This is a genomic window from Gordonia phosphorivorans, from assembly GCF_042432625.1.
GTDB lineage: Bacteria > Actinomycetota > Actinomycetes > Mycobacteriales > Mycobacteriaceae > Gordonia > Gordonia phosphorivorans.
Genome location: NZ_JBHLWV010000027.1, coordinates 127502 through 145350, shown reverse-complemented (window position 1 = coordinate 145350; position 17849 = coordinate 127502). Strand labels below are relative to the sequence as shown.

General features: G+C 69.3%; 13 protein-coding genes. 6 read left to right on the top strand and 7 right to left on the bottom strand.

The window, feature by feature from the left end:
- Nucleotides 1-26 precede the first annotated feature (26 nt).
- Complete coding sequence (gene rraA / locus ACFFJD_RS15010) at nt 27-509, bottom strand: ribonuclease E activity regulator RraA (protein ID WP_382365576.1); 483 nt, start codon at nt 507-509, stop codon at nt 27-29.
- A gap of 86 nt (nt 510-595) precedes the next feature.
- Between rraA and ACFFJD_RS15005 the strand changes: the two genes are divergently transcribed.
- A complete protein-coding gene (locus ACFFJD_RS15005) occupies nt 596-826 on the top strand; it encodes an RNA-binding S4 domain-containing protein (protein WP_382365574.1) in 231 nt (76 codons plus the stop codon).
- A gap of 19 nt (nt 827-845) precedes the next feature.
- Here the strand turns inward: ACFFJD_RS15005 and ACFFJD_RS15000 are convergent, their stop codons facing one another.
- Together ACFFJD_RS15000 and ACFFJD_RS14995 are read right to left on the bottom strand one after the other, a co-directional pair.
- On the bottom strand, nt 846-2597 hold the full coding sequence (locus ACFFJD_RS15000) for a DUF222 domain-containing protein (RefSeq protein ID WP_382365572.1): 1752 nt from the start codon (nt 2595-2597) through the stop codon (nt 846-848).
- A 258-nt stretch (nt 2598-2855) separates the two neighbouring features.
- The gene (locus ACFFJD_RS14995) at nt 2856-3299 is read right to left on the bottom strand and encodes a hypothetical protein (protein ID WP_382365570.1); all 444 of its coding nucleotides are present in this window, start codon (nt 3297-3299) and stop codon (nt 2856-2858) included.
- Nucleotides 3300-3806: 507 nt separating this feature from the next.
- Here ACFFJD_RS14995 and ACFFJD_RS14990 point away from each other — a divergent pair.
- Nucleotides 3807-4436, top strand: coding sequence for a DUF4352 domain-containing protein (locus ACFFJD_RS14990; RefSeq protein ID WP_382365568.1), 630 nt, complete (start codon nt 3807-3809; stop codon nt 4434-4436).
- A 118-nt stretch (nt 4437-4554) separates the two neighbouring features.
- Here ACFFJD_RS14990 and ACFFJD_RS14985 read toward each other — a convergent pair whose 3' ends face one another.
- Together ACFFJD_RS14985 and ACFFJD_RS14980 are read right to left on the bottom strand one after the other, a co-directional pair.
- Nucleotides 4555-5673 carry a CaiB/BaiF CoA transferase family protein gene (locus ACFFJD_RS14985; protein ID WP_382365566.1) on the bottom strand — a complete coding sequence of 373 codons (1119 nt, stop codon included), beginning with the start codon at nt 5671-5673 and terminating at the stop codon, nt 4555-4557.
- A complete protein-coding gene (locus ACFFJD_RS14980) occupies nt 5670-6857 on the bottom strand; it encodes an acyl-CoA dehydrogenase family protein (RefSeq protein WP_382365564.1) in 1188 nt (395 codons plus the stop codon). The genes ACFFJD_RS14985 and ACFFJD_RS14980 overlap by 4 nt, the downstream gene beginning before the upstream one ends.
- A gap of 143 nt (nt 6858-7000) precedes the next feature.
- On the opposite strand from ACFFJD_RS14980, the gene ACFFJD_RS14975 reads away from it, so the two are divergent.
- Entirely contained in the window at nt 7001-8029 is a 1029-nt protein-coding gene (locus ACFFJD_RS14975; RefSeq protein ID WP_382365562.1) for a LacI family DNA-binding transcriptional regulator, read from the top strand.
- Nucleotides 8030-8042: 13 nt separating this feature from the next.
- Here the strand turns inward: ACFFJD_RS14975 and ACFFJD_RS14970 are convergent, their stop codons facing one another.
- Nucleotides 8043-9497 (bottom strand): glutamate synthase subunit beta, encoded by a 1455-nt coding sequence (locus ACFFJD_RS14970; protein WP_382365560.1) that lies wholly within the window; start codon nt 9495-9497, stop codon nt 8043-8045.
- Nucleotides 9490-14064, bottom strand: coding sequence for a glutamate synthase large subunit (gene gltB, locus ACFFJD_RS14965; protein ID WP_382365558.1), 4575 nt, complete (start codon nt 14062-14064; stop codon nt 9490-9492). The genes ACFFJD_RS14970 and gltB overlap by 8 nt, the downstream gene beginning before the upstream one ends.
- Nucleotides 14065-14294: 230 nt before the next feature.
- Between gltB and ACFFJD_RS14960 the strand changes: the two genes are divergently transcribed.
- The 3 genes from ACFFJD_RS14960 (at nt 14295) to ACFFJD_RS14950 (ending at nt 17829) form a co-directional block, all read left to right on the top strand.
- On the top strand, nt 14295-15299 hold the full coding sequence (locus ACFFJD_RS14960; RefSeq protein WP_382365556.1) for an alpha/beta hydrolase: 1005 nt from the start codon (nt 14295-14297) through the stop codon (nt 15297-15299).
- A 62-nt stretch (nt 15300-15361) separates the two neighbouring features.
- Nucleotides 15362-15961 carry a DUF937 domain-containing protein gene (locus ACFFJD_RS14955; protein WP_382365554.1) on the top strand — a complete coding sequence of 200 codons (600 nt, stop codon included), beginning with the start codon at nt 15362-15364 and terminating at the stop codon, nt 15959-15961.
- Nucleotides 15962-16014: 53 nt separating this feature from the next.
- Nucleotides 16015-17829, top strand: a complete 1815-nt coding sequence (locus ACFFJD_RS14950; protein WP_382365552.1) for a DUF2207 domain-containing protein — start codon at nt 16015-16017, stop codon at nt 17827-17829.
- Nucleotides 17830-17849: the final 20 nt, after the last annotated feature.

Sequence of the window (17849 nt, the reverse complement as noted above, 5' to 3'; positions counted from 1 at the left end):
ATCAGGTGGGAACGAGCCGGGTCGGATCAGGGCGTCACGACGACGATGCCGTCGTCGTCGGAATAGAGGTGGTCACCCGGGGTGAACACGATGCCGCCCAGCTCCACCGGAACGTCGCGTTCACCGGCGGCGGTCTTGGACGACTTGCGCGGGTTGGTGCCGAGGGCCTTGACACCGATGTCCATGGTGCCGATCGTCTTGGCGTCGCGGATGGCGCCGTGGGCGATGATGCCGACCCATCCGTTGCTGCGGCCCAGTTCGGCGATGATGTCGCCGACCAGCGCCGTGTGCAGCGAGCCCGCACCGTCGATCACCAGTACGCCGCCCGGATTGGGCTCGGACAGGATCGACTTGAGCAGGGCGTTGTCCTGGAAGCAGCGGACGGTCGTCACCACTCCGACGAACTCGCGGTTGCCGCCGTACTGGGTGAACTGGGTGTCGCAGCTGCGGACATCGTCGCCGATCTGGTCGACGAGGTCAGCGGTGGGCGTGAATTCGATCGCGGTCATGACACCGAGTGTAGGCCGGATGGCGTCCTGACTGTACCGCCCGGTAACACACGTCACCGCCGGGAACCACGCGTGGACCGGGCACAATGGGCCGCGTGGACGACATCGAGATTCGCGACGACAGCATCCGCCTGGGCCAGTTCCTCAAGCTGGCCAACCTCATTGAGACGGGTGCCGATGCCAAGCTGGTCCTCGCCGATGAGCTCGTCACCGTGAACGACGAACTCGAGACTCGCCGCGGTCGGCAGCTGCACGACGGCGACGTGGTGGAACTCGGCGGTATCCGCGTACGCGTACGCGCGGGCAGCCAGACTTAATCGCGGGCTTTCCGAGCACTTAGAACGGCGGCTCGTCGTCGTCCTCGTCGACGGTGTCGACGGCGGGCTCGGGTTCCGGCGCCGGATCGGAGTGCTCGGCAAGGCGACGTTCCCGGTTGGCCTTGCGTTCGGCACGACGTCGCGCGTGCTTGGCCGCCGTGCGGGTGCGGGCCCGCCGCGGAGCATCCTCGACGGTGCCGCCCGCAGTCCCGGTCGCCCGCTCCCCGACCAACTGGTGCGTGCAGCGCAGGTCGGCCAGTCGCGGGATCAGCCACTGGTTGGGTGCGAGCACCTCCACCGTCTGGCCCAGGGGCGTGGTCACGCTCGAGTGGTAGCGCCCAGCCTCGTCGATCCACAGGTCGTCGACGAAGCCCTCCAGATTGGTCTTCACCAAATGGTGATAGCGGCACTTGGGCAACAGGTTGCAAACGCACGTGGGCCCGCCGAGGTCCGGACGGACGTTGTCGAACTCGGCCACATGGTCCAGATCGCACGAAAACGCCGCGCGCTCGCAACCCGGGATCGAGCAGGTGCCCCACAGGAACCGCGCGATCAGGTCGGTGAGCAGATTCGGCCGGTACGGATCGCTCGGAAGAGCGGTCTTGGCGATGACGACGGCCGGTCGTCCGTCGTTTCCGGCCTCGGGCCGTGAGCCATCGCCCCGGCGCTCGTCCGGGGTGTCGGAGCGGGGCGCTCGTCGATGCAGCGCCGCCTCGTCGGGACGCTCCGCAGCGCCGGATGCACTCGCAGGGTTGGGTGCCAGCAGGTCATCGAGACGGTGCCGGTGAATCACGGCATCACCGCGGGCGGCGATCTCCCGAACGTGCTCAGCTGATATCGGGCCGTGCCCGTCGAGGTAGCCGCACTTATCACCACCTTCGAGGGTGGTGGCGTCGCAGAGGACGTGCACGACGATGCGGGCCGCGCGCGCGTCGAGTTCGACGTCGCTGATTGCCGCGGTGCAGCCGTCACTGTCGCAGGCGCACGTGAACGGCTTGCGCTGCAGCAGCGCGATGGCCGCGTCCGAGCGCGCTTGAGTTTTGGTGCGGGGGTCTGCGGGGCAGCGGCCGGCGATCACCGCGTCGAGCATCTGCCGCGCGAGGCGCACGTCCTCCGCGGTCGCGGTGAGGAACAGTTGCGCCATCCCCGCTTCGAGGGTCTGGTGGCCGAGGCTGCGGCCGTCCTTGGCGCCCTCGCGTTCACGGCGCACGGCGTCGGGATCGTTCTCGGCGACCAGCCGACGGGCCAGCGCGCCGGTCTTGGCAACCGAGATCCATGTGTAGCCGCGCTGGGCGCCGGTGATCTCGGCGGCGATCAGGGCGTCGATCTGTCTCATGAGGGCTTCGTCGACCACCAAGCGAGTCTCGTGGGCGATCCGATGGAAGCGATCGCGGTCGATCAGACCCAGCCGCATTGTCGCGTACACGCGCGGCAGTCGATCTCGAGCGTCGAGGGCGTCGGCGAGGAGCGCTTCGGCGGCGTACTCGGTGCTCTCCAGACTCATCTGCAATTCCAGCGTCGTCTGGGCTTCGGCATCGATCAGCGACTTCTGGGTCGCGACGAGATCGCTCGTCGAGGCGCAGACACGCGAGTGCAGCGACAGCGCGAACTGAAACAGTTGCCAGTCGAGGAAGCAGTGGCCGTTCTTGGCCGCGGTGATCGCGCCGACGACGCACGCGGTGGGCAGGTTCGCCAGGTCGGTGCCGGGAGTAGGGAGGCCGCAACTGGTCAGGTCGGCGTCGGGCCACGCGGATGCGGTTCGCTGCGCCACGGCCACTCACCTCCCCAAGCGAGTCAGCACACCTTTTCCTAGTTCTGGTGTTCTAGGACCATGGTAGACCTACCCCCCGACAAAAACGGTCCCGCAGACCACCACGTCGAGGTGGGTTTCCGCTGGTTGCGACCGGTTCGCCGTCCGCGTCGGTAGACGTACGTTCGCGGCGACCGCGTCCGACGCGTACGTGTGTGAGCGGCGCGAACATGGGTGAGCGGCGCGGGGCGGGGGCCGCGGTCTAGGTGGACATCACATCTAGGCGGTCGAGCCTGCGTCGGCGGGCACCGGAGGCAGGACGCACATGCGGGCGCCTTCGAGTCGTCGGGCCAGCGCGAACCACAGCAGCAGCAATGCGAGCGCCGCCAAGATCGGCTGCAGCGGCGCGAACCAGGCCAGGGCGCCGGAGTAGCCGAGCGCGAGCAGGGCGATCTTGTTGCACACCGGGCAGCCGACGGCGAACCAGGTGAGGACGGCGCCGGCGATCCCCCACCGACCTTCGCGATCGGAGTCCTCGTCGGCGGGTGCGTCCCCGCTCGTCACATAGGTCGCCGCGAGCAGACCGGCCAGGACCGCGGTGAGGATCCACACCGGATAGTTCCACGCCGTCGGCGGGATCTCCCGGGTGAACACCGAATTCGGAATCAGCACGGTCGCCAGACCGACCAGGAGGAGCATCACGCCGGCCACCAAGAATGCCACGACGGCTTGTCGAAGGGTCGCGACGCGGATCGCGTCGACGATGAGTCTCGGAGAACGACGGAAGGTGGCGAGGACCGATTTCACGCCTCCACTGTGCCCGAATGTCTCATCGGGTGCAGCGGCGCTGATCAAGCAGCGCGGCGCAGGCGGCGGAATTCTTCCGTCGAGACCAGGCGCTCACGGTCCGCGGCCAGCGACCGCGGTGCCCGGAGTCGACCCCACACACTGCGGGCGACTCCGCGCCCGGACCGTCGTCGACCCCGATCGCTGGCTGGCGATGACATGCGACCCCTCCCCGGAATCTCTGGATGTGCTCTTGGCCAGTATGTCGTGCTCAGAGCCCCAAGTGTTACGCGGCGATACGTCCACGGCGCGCCGCCTGTGGCGTGCCGCACGTCCCCGCCACAGTGTCGTTCGAACGATCGACAAGCGCTGAGTGTCCGAGCCTTCACATAACCTCCAGCATGTTCCAGATCATTCTCTGGCCCGCACCACGAAGGAAACGCCATGACGACTGCACCCCCACCCGGCACCCCGCCTCCCGGCTACTACGCACCCCCGCCGCCGCCACCGCCCGAGAAGAAGAGCCGCAAGTGGTTGTGGATCCTCCTCGGCATCGTGGCGCTCATCGTCATCGTCGCCGTCGCCACCAGCGGGGGCGAAACGGCCAATGACTCCACCGATTCCTCGTCCAGCACCTCGGGTGACGCAGGAAAGGGCAACGACAAGGGCAAGACCGCCGGCCTGAACACCGCGGTGCGCGACGGCAAGTTCGAGTTCACCGTTACCGGTGTCGAGTCGGGGCTCTCGGAAGTCGGCGACAACCCGTACCTCACCGAGAAGGCCCAGGGCCAGTTCGTGGTGGTGTCACTCACCGTCTCCAACACCAGCGACAAGCCGCAGTCGTTCAGCCCGAGCGAGCAGAAGCTGAAGGACAGCCAGGGACGCACGTTCGAGAGCGACTCTTCCGCGCAGATCGCGTTGGGCGACACCGACATCGCTGTCTGGGACAGCATCAACCCCGGCAACAGCGTCAACGTGAAGCTGGTCTTCGATATGCCGAAGGGCGCCACGGCGCAGAGCCTGGAGCTGCACGACTCCATGTTCTCCGACGGCGTGACGGTCAATCTGACCTAGTAGTCCACGCCGGAACGATCGCGACCGACCTCGCCTCGCGAGGTCGGTCGCGATCTTTCGTGGTCGGGCGTCGGCAACACACAAGACTGCGGCGCACGGCATGAAGCCGGGACGGACCTCATCGCTCGCCCAGCGCCGGCGGTGCGGTCCGATAGGTCGCCGGGGTCCGGGAGAAGGTGATCGGGTGCGCAACGGTCCGCACCGGGCCGTCCCGCCCCGGATCGTCGATCTCGGCGATCGGACCCAAGCCCAGTCGCTCGGCGAGCGCGAAGGCCTCCGCGAGATCGTTCACCGGACCGCACGGCACCCCGACCGCGGTGAGCCTGGTGAACCAGCCGTCGGCGGTATCGGCGGCCAGCAGCCCCGTCAGTCGTTCGAGCAGTTCGCCGCGGTGCGCCACCCGCTGCGTGTTGGTGGCGAACCGGGCATCGGCGGCCAGCTCCGCGGCACCCAGCATCTCGGCCAGCGCGGCGAACTGCCGATCATTGCCGACGGCCAGCACCAGCGCCCGATCGGCGGTGGGCAGCAGCTCGTACGGTGCGATGCTCGGGTGCCGATTGCCCATGGCGCGTGGGACCACTCCGGCGCCCACGAAGCCCGACGCTTGGTTCACCAGTGCCGACAGCAACGACGACAGCAGGTTCACCTCCACCCGCTGGCCCTCGCCGGTCGCATCGCGATGGCGCAGCGCCGCCAGGATCCCCACCGCCGCGTGCAGGCCGGTCACCACGTCGACCAGCGCCACCCCCACCTTGGTCGGCTCGTCCGGCGAGGGTCCGGTGACCCTCATCAGGCCGCCGACGGCCTGCACCAGCAGGTCGTAGCCGGGCAGTTCGTTGTGGCCGCCGAAGCCGGTGATGGAGCAGTAGACGACGCCGGGATTGACCCGCGCCACGTCCCGATAGCCCAGCCCCAGCCGGTCCATGGCGCCGGGCAGGAAGTTCTCCACCACCACGTCGGCCCGGGCCGCCAGCGCCTGCGCGGCCGCGAGGTCGGCCTCGTCACGCAGATTCAGCGCCCACGACCGCTTGTTGCGGTTGGCCGCCTGAAAGTACGTGGCCTGCTCGTCGGCGAACGGCGGACCCCACGAGCGGGTGTCGTCGCCGCCGTCGGGCCGTTCGATCTTGATCACCTCGGCGCCGAGGTCGGCGAGCAGCATCGTGGCGTACGGCCCGGCGAGGACGCGACCGAAGTCGGCGATCACCAGTCCGTCGAGGGCGCCGACCGACGCGGTCACCGGAACGCGGAGGCGCCGGTGAGGGCGCGCCCGATACTGAGCTGATGGACCTCCGAGGTGCCCTCGTAGGTCAGCACCGACTCCAGATTGTTCGCGTGCCGGATCGCCGGGTAGGCGAGGGTGATTCCGTTGGCGCCCAAGATGGTTCGGCATTCGCGCGCCACCTTGATGGCCTCGCGGCAGTTGTTCAGCTTGCCCAGACTCACCTGCGCGGGCTCCACCTCGCCCGCATCCTTGAGGCGCCCCAGCTGGTAGGCCAGCAGGTGCCCCTTGCCCACTTCCAACGCCATGTCGGCGAGCTTGGCCTGGGTCAGTTGGTAGGCCGCGAGCGGCTTGTCGAACACCAGCCGGGTGGTCGCGTAGTCCACGGCGCTCTCCAGGCAGTCGCGCGCGGCGCCGATGGCGCCGAAGATGATGCCGAACCGGGCTTCGTTGAGGCAGCTCAACGGTCCGCGCAGCCCCGCCGCTTCCGGCAGCATGGCCGAGGCCGGCAGCCGCACGTCCTCCAGCACCAGCTCCGAGGTGACCGAGGCGCGCAGGGACATCTTGGCCCGGATCTCCGGGGCCGAGAAACCGGGCGTGTCGGTGGGCACCACGAAGCCGCGGATACCGCGCGCACCCTCCTCCAGGTCGGTGTTGGCCCAGACCACGGCCACATCGGCGATGGACCCGTTGGTGATCCACATCTTGGTGCCGTTGAGCACCCAGTCGCCGCCGTCGCGCACCGCCCGGGTGCGCATCCCGCCGGGGTCGGAACCGAAGTCCGGTTCGGTGAGGCCGAAGCAGCCGATGGCGTCGCCCGCGGCCATCCGCGGCAGCCACTGCTGCTTCTGCTCCTCGCTGCCCCAGTGGTGGATGGCGAACATCGCCAGCGACCCCTGTACCGACACCAGCGAGCGAATCCCTGAGTCCATGGCTTCCAGTTCCAGGCAGGCCAGCCCGTAGGTCACCGCGCTCATCCCGGCGCACCCATAGCCCTCCAAGTGCATGCCGAGCACGCCCAGCTCGCCGAGTTCCTTGGCCAGTTCCCGCGCCGGGAGACGCGCCTCGTCGAACCAGTCCGCGATGTGCGGACGGATCCGCTCGGCGCCGAACTGCCGGACGGTGTCGCGGATCTGCCGCTCGTCGTCGTGCAGGAGCGAATCGAGGGCGAAGAGTTCGGTGACGGTGCGAGTGTCGGCCATGGGGGTTCCTTCGTGAATACGGAAGCGGAGGTCACGGCCGCACCGACCCGACAATCGTTTGCGCAATCGATTGCACCGTGTTGAAATGAGGTTAACCAGGGTCCCGGCGTCGGGTCAATCCCCACCAACCGAAGGTCCACGAGATGTCCGAAGCCAGGCGCACCGCACGCCCGCCGACGATGAAGGAGATCGCCGAACGCGCCGGGGTGCACACCTCGACGGTGTCGCGGGTGCTGCGTCAGAGCGAGCCGGTCGACGGCTGGTCGGACTCGGCGTTGCGGATCCGCGCGGTGGCCGACGAACTCGGCTACCGGCCCAATCTCTGGGCGGCCAGCCTGCGCACCCGACGCACCACCACCATCGGCGCGGTGATGCCGCGCCTCACCGACGGCGTGGTGGCCACCATCTACCAGGGCGCCGAGGAGGCCGCACGCACCGCGGGCTATTCGCTGCTGCTCAGCAGTCCGCCCGACGATCCGGCCGACCAGCGCGCCGCCATCGATCTGCTGACCGGGCGTCAGGTCGACGGACTGCTGCTCAGCAGCCTGCACGGCCCCGCCGCCGACTTCGTGGCCGACCTCGGTCTCACCGTGCCGACCGTCGCCCTGAACCGGCACGCCGACTCGGGCCTGCCGTACGTCGGGGGCGACGACCACCGCGGCGGAATGCTCGCCGGCCGGCACCTGCTCGACTCCGGCTACCGCCGCCCGGCCGTGGTGGGCGGACCGCCGCACGCCACCACCGGCAACGACCGCCTCGCCGGATTCGTCGCCGCCCTGGCCGACGCCGGCGTCACGCTGCCCCCCGAGCACGTCGTGCATGCCGCGTTCGACGTGGCCGGCGGCATCGAGGCCGCCCACCGTCTGCTGGACGCCCCCGACCCGCCCGACGCGATCTTCGCCGCCAGCGACTCCATCGCCATCGGCATCCTCGGCGTCGCACGCGATCGGGGCCTGTCGGTGCCCGACCAGCTGGGCCTGGTCGGGTACAACGACATCCCGGTGGCGGCCCAGCTTCCGGTCCCGCTGACCACGGTGGTCACCCCGGCCCGCGAGATCGGCGCCGTCGGCGTCCGACTGCTGCTGGAGAGCCTCGCCCAGCCGGCGACCAGGCCCGCCGACGTAATCCTGCCGGTGGAACTGGTCGCCCGCGGCTCTACCGCGCGGCGGTAGAGAAACCCTCGCGTCAGCGCTGCGCCACCTGCGTGGGCACGATCGGAGCCGGGAGCTCGGTGCTGCTCATCAGGTACTCGTCGACGCCGGCGGCCGCGGCGCGGCCTTCGGCGATGGCCCACACGATGAGCGACTGCCCGCGTCCGGCGTCACCGGCAACGAAGACTCCGGGGACGCCGTTGGCCCCGAAGTCCTCGCCGCGCGCGACGTTGCCGCGCGGGTCATAGGAGACGCCCAACTCGTCCAGGAGATCGCCGCGCTCGGGGCCGACGAAGCCCATCGCGAGCAACACCAGGTCGGCCTCCAACTCGAAGTCGGTGCCTTCCACCTTCTCGAACCGGCCGCCCACCATCCGCACCTCGTGCGCACGCAGCCCGGTGACGTGTCCGTCGGCGCCGAGGAACTGCTCGGTGTTGACGCTGAAGACGCGCTCACCGCCTTCCTCGTGTGCCGAGGACACCCGGTACATCAGCGGGTACAGCGGCCACGGGGTCTGCTCGGCGCGCTCGGCCGGCGGTCGCGGCATGATCTCGAACTGGTGGACCACCTCGGCACCCTGGCGGAGCGCCGTCCCCAGGCAGTCGGCGCCGGTGTCGCCGCCGCCGATGATGACGACCTTCTTGCCCTCCGCGGTCACCTGGTCGGGCACCACGTCGCCCACCGCGGTGCGGTTGGCCTGCGGCAGGTACTCCATGGCCTGGTAGATGCCGGTCAGTTCGCGGCCCGGGATCGGCAGATCGCGGCCGATCGTCGAGCCGTTGGCCAACACCACGGCGTCGAACTGGGCTCGCAGTTCCTCCACGGTGAGGTCGACGCCGACGTTGACGCCGGTGCGGAACACGGTGCCCTCCGCCGTCATCTGCTCCAGACGACGGTCGATGATCCGCTTCTCCATCTTGAACTCGGGGATGCCGTACCGCAGCAGGCCACCGATCCGGTCGGCGCGCTCGAAGACGGTGACGGCGTGCCCGGCCCGGGTGAGCTGCTGGGCGGCGGCCAGTCCGGCCGGCCCGGAGCCGACCACGGCCACCGACCGTCCGGTGGGTTCGGACGGCAGCACCGGAACCACCGAGTCGTCCGCGAAGGCCTTCTCGATCAGCTCCACCTCCACCTGCTTGATGGTCACCGCCGGAGCGTTGATCCCCAGCACGCACGAGGCCTCGCACGGCGCCGGGCACAGCCGCCCGGTGAATTCCGGGAAGTTGTTGGTCGCGTGCAGTCGTTCGATGCCGTCGGCCCAGCGACCGCGGAACACCAGGTCGTTCCACTCGGGAATCAGGTTCCCGAGGGGACATCCGTTGTGGCAGAACGGGATTCCGCAGTCCATGCAACGACTCGCCTGCTTCTGCAGGGTGCCGCTGTCGAACTTGTTGTAGACCTCGTGGAAGTCACGCAGTCGAAGTTCGACGGGACGCCGGGTGGGCGTCTCCCGTTCGGTGTACTTGAGAAAACCTCTCGGATCAGCCACGAGCCGCCTCCATGATCGCTTCGTTCACATCTCGTCCGGTGCGCTCGGCGACGTCGATGGCGACAAGCACTCTCTTGTAGTCGCGAGGCATGACCTTCGCGAACTTGGTTTGGGCCACGGCCCAGTTGCCGAGGATCTTGGCCGCCACCGGCGACCGCGTCTCGTCTCGATGCTCGGTGAGCATGGCCTGCAGGTAGGCCAGGTCGTCGGCGTCGGGAACCTCCCGGTCCACCAGCTCGGTGTTGAGATTCCCGGCCAGCTCACCCTTGGGGTCGTAGACGTAGGCGACGCCGCCGGACATGCCGGCCGCGAAGTTGCGCCCGGTGGTGCCGAGCACGATCACGCGCCCGCCGGTCATGTACTCGCAGCCGTGATCACCGACGCCCTCGACGACGGCGTGCACGCCCGAGTTCCGCACGCAGAACCGCTCACCGGCCACCCCGCGCAGGAAGATCTTGCCCGCGGTGCCGCCGAAACCGATGACGTTGCCGGCGATGATGTTCTCTTCGGCGAGGAAGCCCGCGGGTGCGTCGACCGACGGGGACACCACGATCTTGCCGCCGGACAGGCCCTTGCCGACGAAGTCGTTGGCGTCGCCGGTCAGCCGCATGGTGATGCCGGAGGGCAGGAACGCGCCGAAGCTGTTGCCCGCCGAACCGGTGAGCGCCACCGAGATGGTGCCCTCGGGCAGACCCGCGGCACCGTAGGCCTTGGTCACCTCGTGGCCCAGCATGGTGCCGACCGTCCGGTTCACGTTGGTGATGGGCGTGTCGATGTGCACGCGGGTCCCCGACTCGATGGCCGGGCGGGCCTTCTCGATCAGGTCGTTGTCGAGAGCCTTGTCCAAACCGTGGTCCTGGGTGCCGGAGCAGTACAGGTCCTGGTTCATGAACGGCGACTCCGGCTGCGTCAGGATCGGCGACAGGTCGAGTTTGCCGGCCTTCGCCTGGCCCCAGTGCGCGATGGCCTTGCCGGTGTCGAGCGCCTCCACCTGACCCACGGCCTCCTGCAGGGTGCGGAAGCCCAAGCGCGCCAACAGTTCCCGAACCTCTTCGGCGATGTACAGCATGAAGTTCTCGACGAACTCCGGCTTACCGGTGAAGCGCTCGCGCAGCAGCGGATTCTGCGTCGCGACGCCCACCGGGCACGTGTCGAGGTGGCAGACGCGCATCATGATGCAGCCCGAGACCACCAGCGGCGCGGTGGCGAAGCCGAACTCCTCGCCGCCGAGCAGCGCCGCGATCATCACGTCGCGCCCGGTCTTGAGCTGACCGTCCACCTGCACCACGATCCGGTCGCGCAGGCCGTTGAGCAGCAGCGTCTGCTGCGTCTCGGCCAGCCCGATCTCCCACGGCGCACCCGCGTGCTTGAGCGAGGTCAACGGGCTCGCGCCGGTCCCGCCGTCGTGCCCGGAGATCAGCACCACGTCGGCGTGCGCCTTCGAGACGCCGGCGGCCACCGTGCCCACACCCAGCTCGGAGACAAGTTTCACGTGAATCCGAGCCTCCGGATTCGCGTTCTTCAAGTCGTGGATCAACTGGGCGAGATCCTCGATCGAGTAGATGTCGTGGTGCGGCGGCGGCGAGATGAGGCCGACGCCAGGCGTGCTGCCACGCACCTCGGCGATCCACGGGTACACCTTGTGCGGCGGCAGCTGGCCGCCCTCACCGGGCTTGGCGCCCTGCGCCATCTTGATCTGGATGTCGGTGCAGTTGGTCAGGTAGTGGCTGGTCACGCCGAACCGACCCGAGGCCACCTGCTTGATGGCGCTGCGCCGGAAGTCGCCGTTCTCGTCCCGGATGAAACGCCGCGGGTCTTCCCCGCCCTCACCCGAATTGGACCGTGCGCCAAGGCGATTCATGGCGATGGCCAGGGTTTCGTGCGCTTCGGCGGAGATCGAGCCGTAGCTCATCGCGCCGGTGGAGAACCGCTTGACGATCTCACTGGCCGGCTCCACCTTGTCGATCGGGATCGGGTCCCGGTCGCCGAACTTGAAGTCGAACAGCCCGCGCAGCGTGCCCAGACGGGCCGACTGATCGTCGACCATCTTGGTGTACTCCTTGAACACGCTGTACTGCCCGGTGCGCGTGGAGTGCTGCAGCTTGAACACGGTCTCGGGGTTGAACAGGTGGTACTCCCCCTCCCGCCGCCACTGGTACTCGCCGCCCACTTCGAGTTCGCGATGAGCGCGCTCGGAGGCCCGCTCGGTGAAGGCGAGCTCGTGCCGTGCGGCCACCTCGGCGGCCAGCTCGTCGAGCCCGATGCCGTCGAGCTGGCTGCGCAGGCCGGTGAAGAACTCGTCCACCATGCCCTGGCTCAGACCGATGGCCTGGAACAGCTGGGCACCGTTGTACGACGGGACGGTGGAGATGCCCATCTTGCTCATCACCTTGAGCACGCCCTTGCCCGCGGCCTTGATGTAGTTGCCGCACGCGGTCGGGTAGTCCACCGACAGCACCCCGGAATCGACCATGTCGTCGATCGACTCGAAAGCCATGTAGGGGTTGATCGCCACCGCGCCGAAGGCGATCAGCAGCGCCATGTGGTGCACCTCGCGGGCATCGCCGGATTCGACGACGATGCCGGCCCGCGTCCGGGTGCGCTCCCGCACCAGGTGGTGATGCACGGCGGCGGTCATCAGCAGCGACGGGATCGGCGCCAGCGTCTCGTTGGACTCGCGATCGGACAGCACGATGATCCGTGCGCCGTCGGCGATGGCCGCCGACACCTGGGCGCGCACCTCGTCCAGGGCGCGACGCAGACCCGCGCCGCCCTCGGCCACCGGGTACAGGCCGTGGATGTGCACCGACGGGAAGCCGGTGGCGGCGGCGTCGATGTCGACCAGCCGGGACAGTTCTTCGTTGTCCAGGATGGGCTGGCTCAGCACGATCTGGCGGGCCGACTCCGGGCCCGGATTGAGCAGGTCGCGCTCCCCGCCGAGCCGCTGGCCGAGGGAGGTGACGATCTCCTCGCGGATGGCGTCCAACGGCGGGTTGGTCACCTGGGCGAACAGCTGCTGGAAGTAGTCGAACAGCATCCGCGGACGTGCCGACAGCACGGCGATCGGGGTGTCGGTGCCCATCGACCCGATGGCCTCGGCGCCGGAGGCGGCCATCGGCGCCACCAGCATGCGCAGATCCTCGGTGGTGTAACCGAACAGCTGCTGCCGGTGCGCCACGCGATCGTGGTTCATGAACACCTTCGGCCGCTCCGGCAGATCGGCCAGCTTGAGCTGGTTCTCGTCGAGCCACTGCTGGTACGGGTGCTCGCCGGCCAGGCTGTCCTTGAGCTCCTCGTCGCCGACGATGCGGCCCTGCGCGGTGTCGACCAGGAACATCTTGCCCGGCTGCAGACGCTGCCGCGAGACCACCTCGGAGGGATCGATGTCGAGCACGCCCACCTCGGAGCCGAGCACCACGAGACCGTCCCGGGTGACCCAGATGCGCGACGGCCGCAGACCGTTGCGGTCGAGCACGGCGCCCACCAGAGTGCCGTCGGTGAAGCACACCGACGCCGGTCCGTCCCAGGCCTCCATCAGGGCGGAGTGGTACTCGTAGAACGCCCGGTGCTCGGGCTTCATGTCCTCGTGGCGCTCCCAGGCCTCGGGGACCATCATCAGGACGGCGTGCGGCAGGCTGCGACCACCCAGGTGGAGCAGTTCGAGCACCTCGTCGAAGCGGGCCGTGTCCGACGCGCCCGGCGTGCACACCGGGAAGATCTTGTCGGCCGCACCGGCGCCGAAGACGTCGGCGTCGATCAGCGCCTCGCGGGCCCGCATCCAGTTCTCGTTGCCGGTGACGGTGTTGATCTCACCGTTGTGGGCCACCCGCCGGAACGGGTGCGCCAGCGGCCACGACGGGAACGTATTGGTGGAGAAGCGCGAGTGCACCAGGCCCAGCGCGCTCTCCACCCGCTCGTCCTGCAGGTCGAGGTAGAAGTCGCGCAGCTGCGGCGTGGTCAGCATGCCCTTGTACACCATGGTCGCGCCCGACAGGCTCGGGAAGTACACGGTGTCGCGGCCCGGGCCGTCCTGGCCGGCGCCCTTCTCCCCCAGCTCGTACTGGATGCGCTTGCGCACCACGTAGGCGCGCCGTTCCAGGTCCATACCGGCGGCGCCGCCGATGAACACCTGGCGGAAGGTCGGCATGGCATCGCGCGCCAGCGCGCCGAGTGAGGCGTCATCCACCGGCACCTCGCGCCATCCGAGCAGCACCAGGCCTTCGGCGGCGACGATCTTCTCCACGCCTGCGATGGCGTCGACCACGTCGTCGGCGGCCTGCGGCAAGAAGGCGATGCCGGTGGCGTACTCGCCCTCCGGCGGGAGATCGAAGTCGACCACGGCGCGCAGGAACCGGTCGGGAACCTGCAGCATGATCCCGGCGCCGTCGCCGGTGTTGGGCTCGGCACCCGCGGCGCCGCGATGTTCGAGGTTCACCAGCGCGGTGATCGCCTTCTCGACGATGTCCCGGCTGCGACGGCCGTACATGTCGACGACGAAGGCGACGCCGCACGCGTCGTGTTCGTTGATCGGATCGTAGAGCCCGACGGGCCCCGGCAAGTGCATCATGGATCTGCCTACTCCGTACGCCACGCTGCGCACTCATACGTACTGGAGAAGTCCCGGAAGAATCAGTGCCGAACGCACCGCCGGGGAGATCAGCTTCATTGCTGGCCCGCTCGACCGAAGCCGAGCGCAGTGAATTTATTGTGCCACGGCATCCTCGGCGCGCGCAAAATCGAGTGGTCATCGCCGCGAAACCGGCCCGTAATGAGGCAGATTCGTCGTATCGTCTCACCGTGAGCAGCACAGAGATCTCCGACGGTCTGGCCGGGCGCGGCTCACTGCGCGCCCGCACCCTCAACGGCTACATCTGGCGCACCGCACGCCCGATGATGGGCGTGGTCACCCGTGTTCCGCTGGTCGGTCCGGCCGCGCTGACCACCGTCCGACCCGCCCTCAACACCTCCCTGGCCGCCATCAGTCCGGTGCCCCGCGGCACCCGCGCCACCGTGTTCCGCGCCGGGCACCACGGCGGGCAGGTGCGCGGCGAGTGGGTGCATGAGGCCGACCGCTTCGGCGGCGGCATCCCCGACCCCGCCTCCGGGCGCAGCATTCTGTACTACCTGCACGGCAGCGGCTATCTGATCTGTTCGCCCCGGACCCACCGCGGACTGGTGGCTCGGCTGACCCGTCGCAGCGGCATCGGCGCGTTCAGCCTCGACTACCGCCTGGGGCCGCGACATCGCTTCCCGGCCGGCGGCGACGACGCGATCCGCGGCTACCGCTGGCTGCTGAGCCGTGGCTTCGCCGCCGACCAGATCATCGTCGCCGGCGATTCGGCAGGCGGCCACCTGGCCCAGGACCTCATCGCCGCCAATCATCGTGACGGGGTGCCGCAGCCGCGCGCCATGCTGCTGATCTCCCCGCTGTACGACCCCTCGTTCGACATGGCCTGCGCGCTCGAACGCACCGGCGTGCGCGATCCGCACATCGATGCCGTCGCCGCGCGGCGCCTGCTCCGCATGTACGTCGGCGGGGCCGCCGGGGCGCACGCCCGGATGCGGGTGGCCCTGACGCCGGACATGACGATCCCCGACACCCTGATCCAGTTCGGCGAACGCGAAGTGATGGCCGACGACGCCCGCGCCGTCCACGCCAACATCCTGGCGGCCGGCGGCACCTCGGAACTGCAGGAGTGGGCCGGCCAGGGTCACGTGTTCCAGATGTTCCCGTACTTCACACCGGAATCGCGCAAGGCCGTCCGGCAGGCGAAGAACTTCCTCGACGCCCACCTGGCCTGACCGTCCCCCGGATACTTCCAGTTGCGACGGAGAGACGTTGCGGCCGTGGCAGAATCCGAGCCATGACTGATCTCAACGAACTCCTCGACCGGCTGCCGTTGGACCAACTGGCCGCGCAGACCGGGGCCACCCCCGACGATGTGCGGGCCGCCGCCTCGCAGGCACTGCCGAGCCTCGTCGCGGGCCTGGCCGCGCAGACCGGTGACGAGAAGTCCACCGCCACGCTCGCCGGCGCGCTGGCCCAGCACGACAACGACCTGGCCCAGGGCACCATCGACCTCGATCAGGTCGACGCCGCCGACGGCGAGAAGATCGTCGGCAAGCTGTTCGGAGATCAGGCCGGCACCGTGGCGCAGGGCATCAGCGGCGCCGTTCCGGCCGCGGGCGTGGACCAGGGTCTGGTTCAGAAGCTGCTTCCGCTGCTGGCTCCGATCGTGCTCAGCTTCGTGATGTCCAAGCTGGGCGGCAAGCAGTCCACCACCACCGGGCAGGCCTCCGGCGGCGGCCTCGGCGATCTGCTCGGCGGCATGCTGGGCGGCGGCGGCAACCAGGGCGGTCTCGGCGGCGGCCTCGGCGACATCCTGGGCAGCGTCCTCGGCGGCAAGGGCGGCGGCAACAACCCGCTCGGGTCGATCCTGGGCGGCATGCTCGGCGGCAAGTAGTCTGGTCGCCCTAACGCACTGACCCCCGTCCGCCCGCTGCAAGGAGCGAGTCCATGAAACGCGTGCTCTTGTCGTTGGCCGCGTTGGTGATCGCGCTCATCGCGCTGCTGCTGCCCGCGGTGGGGTTCACGTCGTCGTCGGATTCGGTGGGCGCCGACCCGGTGGTGGTGACCGACTACAAGGCCGATGTCACCGTCGACCGGGACGGTTCCCTGCAAGCCACCGAGACCGTCACCGCGGAATTCCCGTACGGGCGGCACGGGATCTTCCGCTTCTGGGACGTCTCCGACACCAGCAATCGCGGTGTCCGCTATCCGCCCAAGGACATCTCGATCACCGTCGACGGCGCCGCGGTGCCGTTCGAACTGAGCTGGCAGCAGAGCAATCGTTTCCGGGTGGCGAAGATCGGTGACCCCGACCGCTATGTGACCCCCGGGCTACACACCTACGTGATCAAGTATCGGGTGGACGACGTGCTGGCCCCGGGCAACACCCCGGCCGGCCGCAACGACACGTCGAGCTGGGGCAACGACGACGCCTCGCGCCTGATCTGGCGGGTGGTGGCCGACGGCTGGCAGATGACCATGCTGCGCACCGAGAGCACGATCCGGCTGCCCGCGGAGCCGCTCGCCTTCACCTGCGCCACCAATCGCGGCGTCGACTGCACCATCACCGCGCCGGACGCCACCACCCGGGTGGTCACCACCGGACGCCTGGCCCCGATGACCGGCGTCGCCGTGCGCGCCGACCTACCCTTCCCGGCGCCGGACCGCACCGTGCTCCCGTGGTCGATCCGGTTCGATCCGGTCCTCGGCCGCTCGGTCGCCGCCCTGATCGTGCTGGCGGTGCTGTCGCTGATCACCTTCGGGCTGGGTCTCTGGTGGACGCTGCGCAGCCGCGAAACACCGCCGCTGCGGCCGGTCATGTACGGACCGCCGGACGACCCCCAGGTCGCCGGGGCGGTCCTCGGTCCGGCGCAGACCTTCTACGTCGCCAATGAGGCGCTGCCCCGACGCGCGCTGGTGGCCACCCTGTTCCACCTCGCCGAGATCGGCGCGGTCCGCCTCGACCGCGACGGCAGCGACTGGACGGTGACCGCCACGCCCACCCCCGAATCCGAGCGCCGCGTCGACGCCGCCGACCGGGCGACGCTGCGCGCGCTCGGGTTGGAATCGGCGGGCAACACCTTCCTCGCCAACGGCTCGGTGTCGGCCGGCACCATGCTGAACACCGCGCAGAGTTCGCTCGCGAGTGCCGTGAAGATCTGGGGTTCGTCCAGCGGCACCGTCAAGCTCAGCCACTCGGAGAGCACCGGGCGGCTGCTGGTGCTGGTCGCCCTCGGCGCGGCCGTGGCGCTGGCCGTCTTCTCCGTGCTGCCCGCGACGGTGTGGACGCTGCCCCTGGCCGCGTTCGCGGTGGGCGGCGCCGGCCTGTGGGCATCCGGCGTCGGGACCCGCCGGACCCGCCTCGGTCGCGAGGTGTGGTCGCGCGCAGCAGGCTTCGAGCGACTGCTGTCCACCCGCTCCAATCAGGAACGACTCGACTTCAGCGCCCGCAAGGACCTGTACACCGACTACATCCCGTACGCGATCGCCTTCGACTGCGCCGACGCCTGGGCCGACAAGTACCGCTACACCACCGGTCAGGAGCCGCCCGAGCCCGTGTGGTTCGGCGGCGGCTTCTACTCCGGGCACGGCGTCGGCGGTTTCGGTGCGGGCGGTTCGGCCTTCGACAGCTTCGAGTCCAGCCTGTCGTCGTCGTTGTCGGCCTACACCGCCTCGCAGTCGTCGTCGAGCAGTGGCGGCGGCGGTTTCGGGGGCGGCTTCTCCGGGGGCGGAGGCGGCGGTGGAGGCGGCGGCTCCTGGTGACGTCCACCCCTCATCGCCCG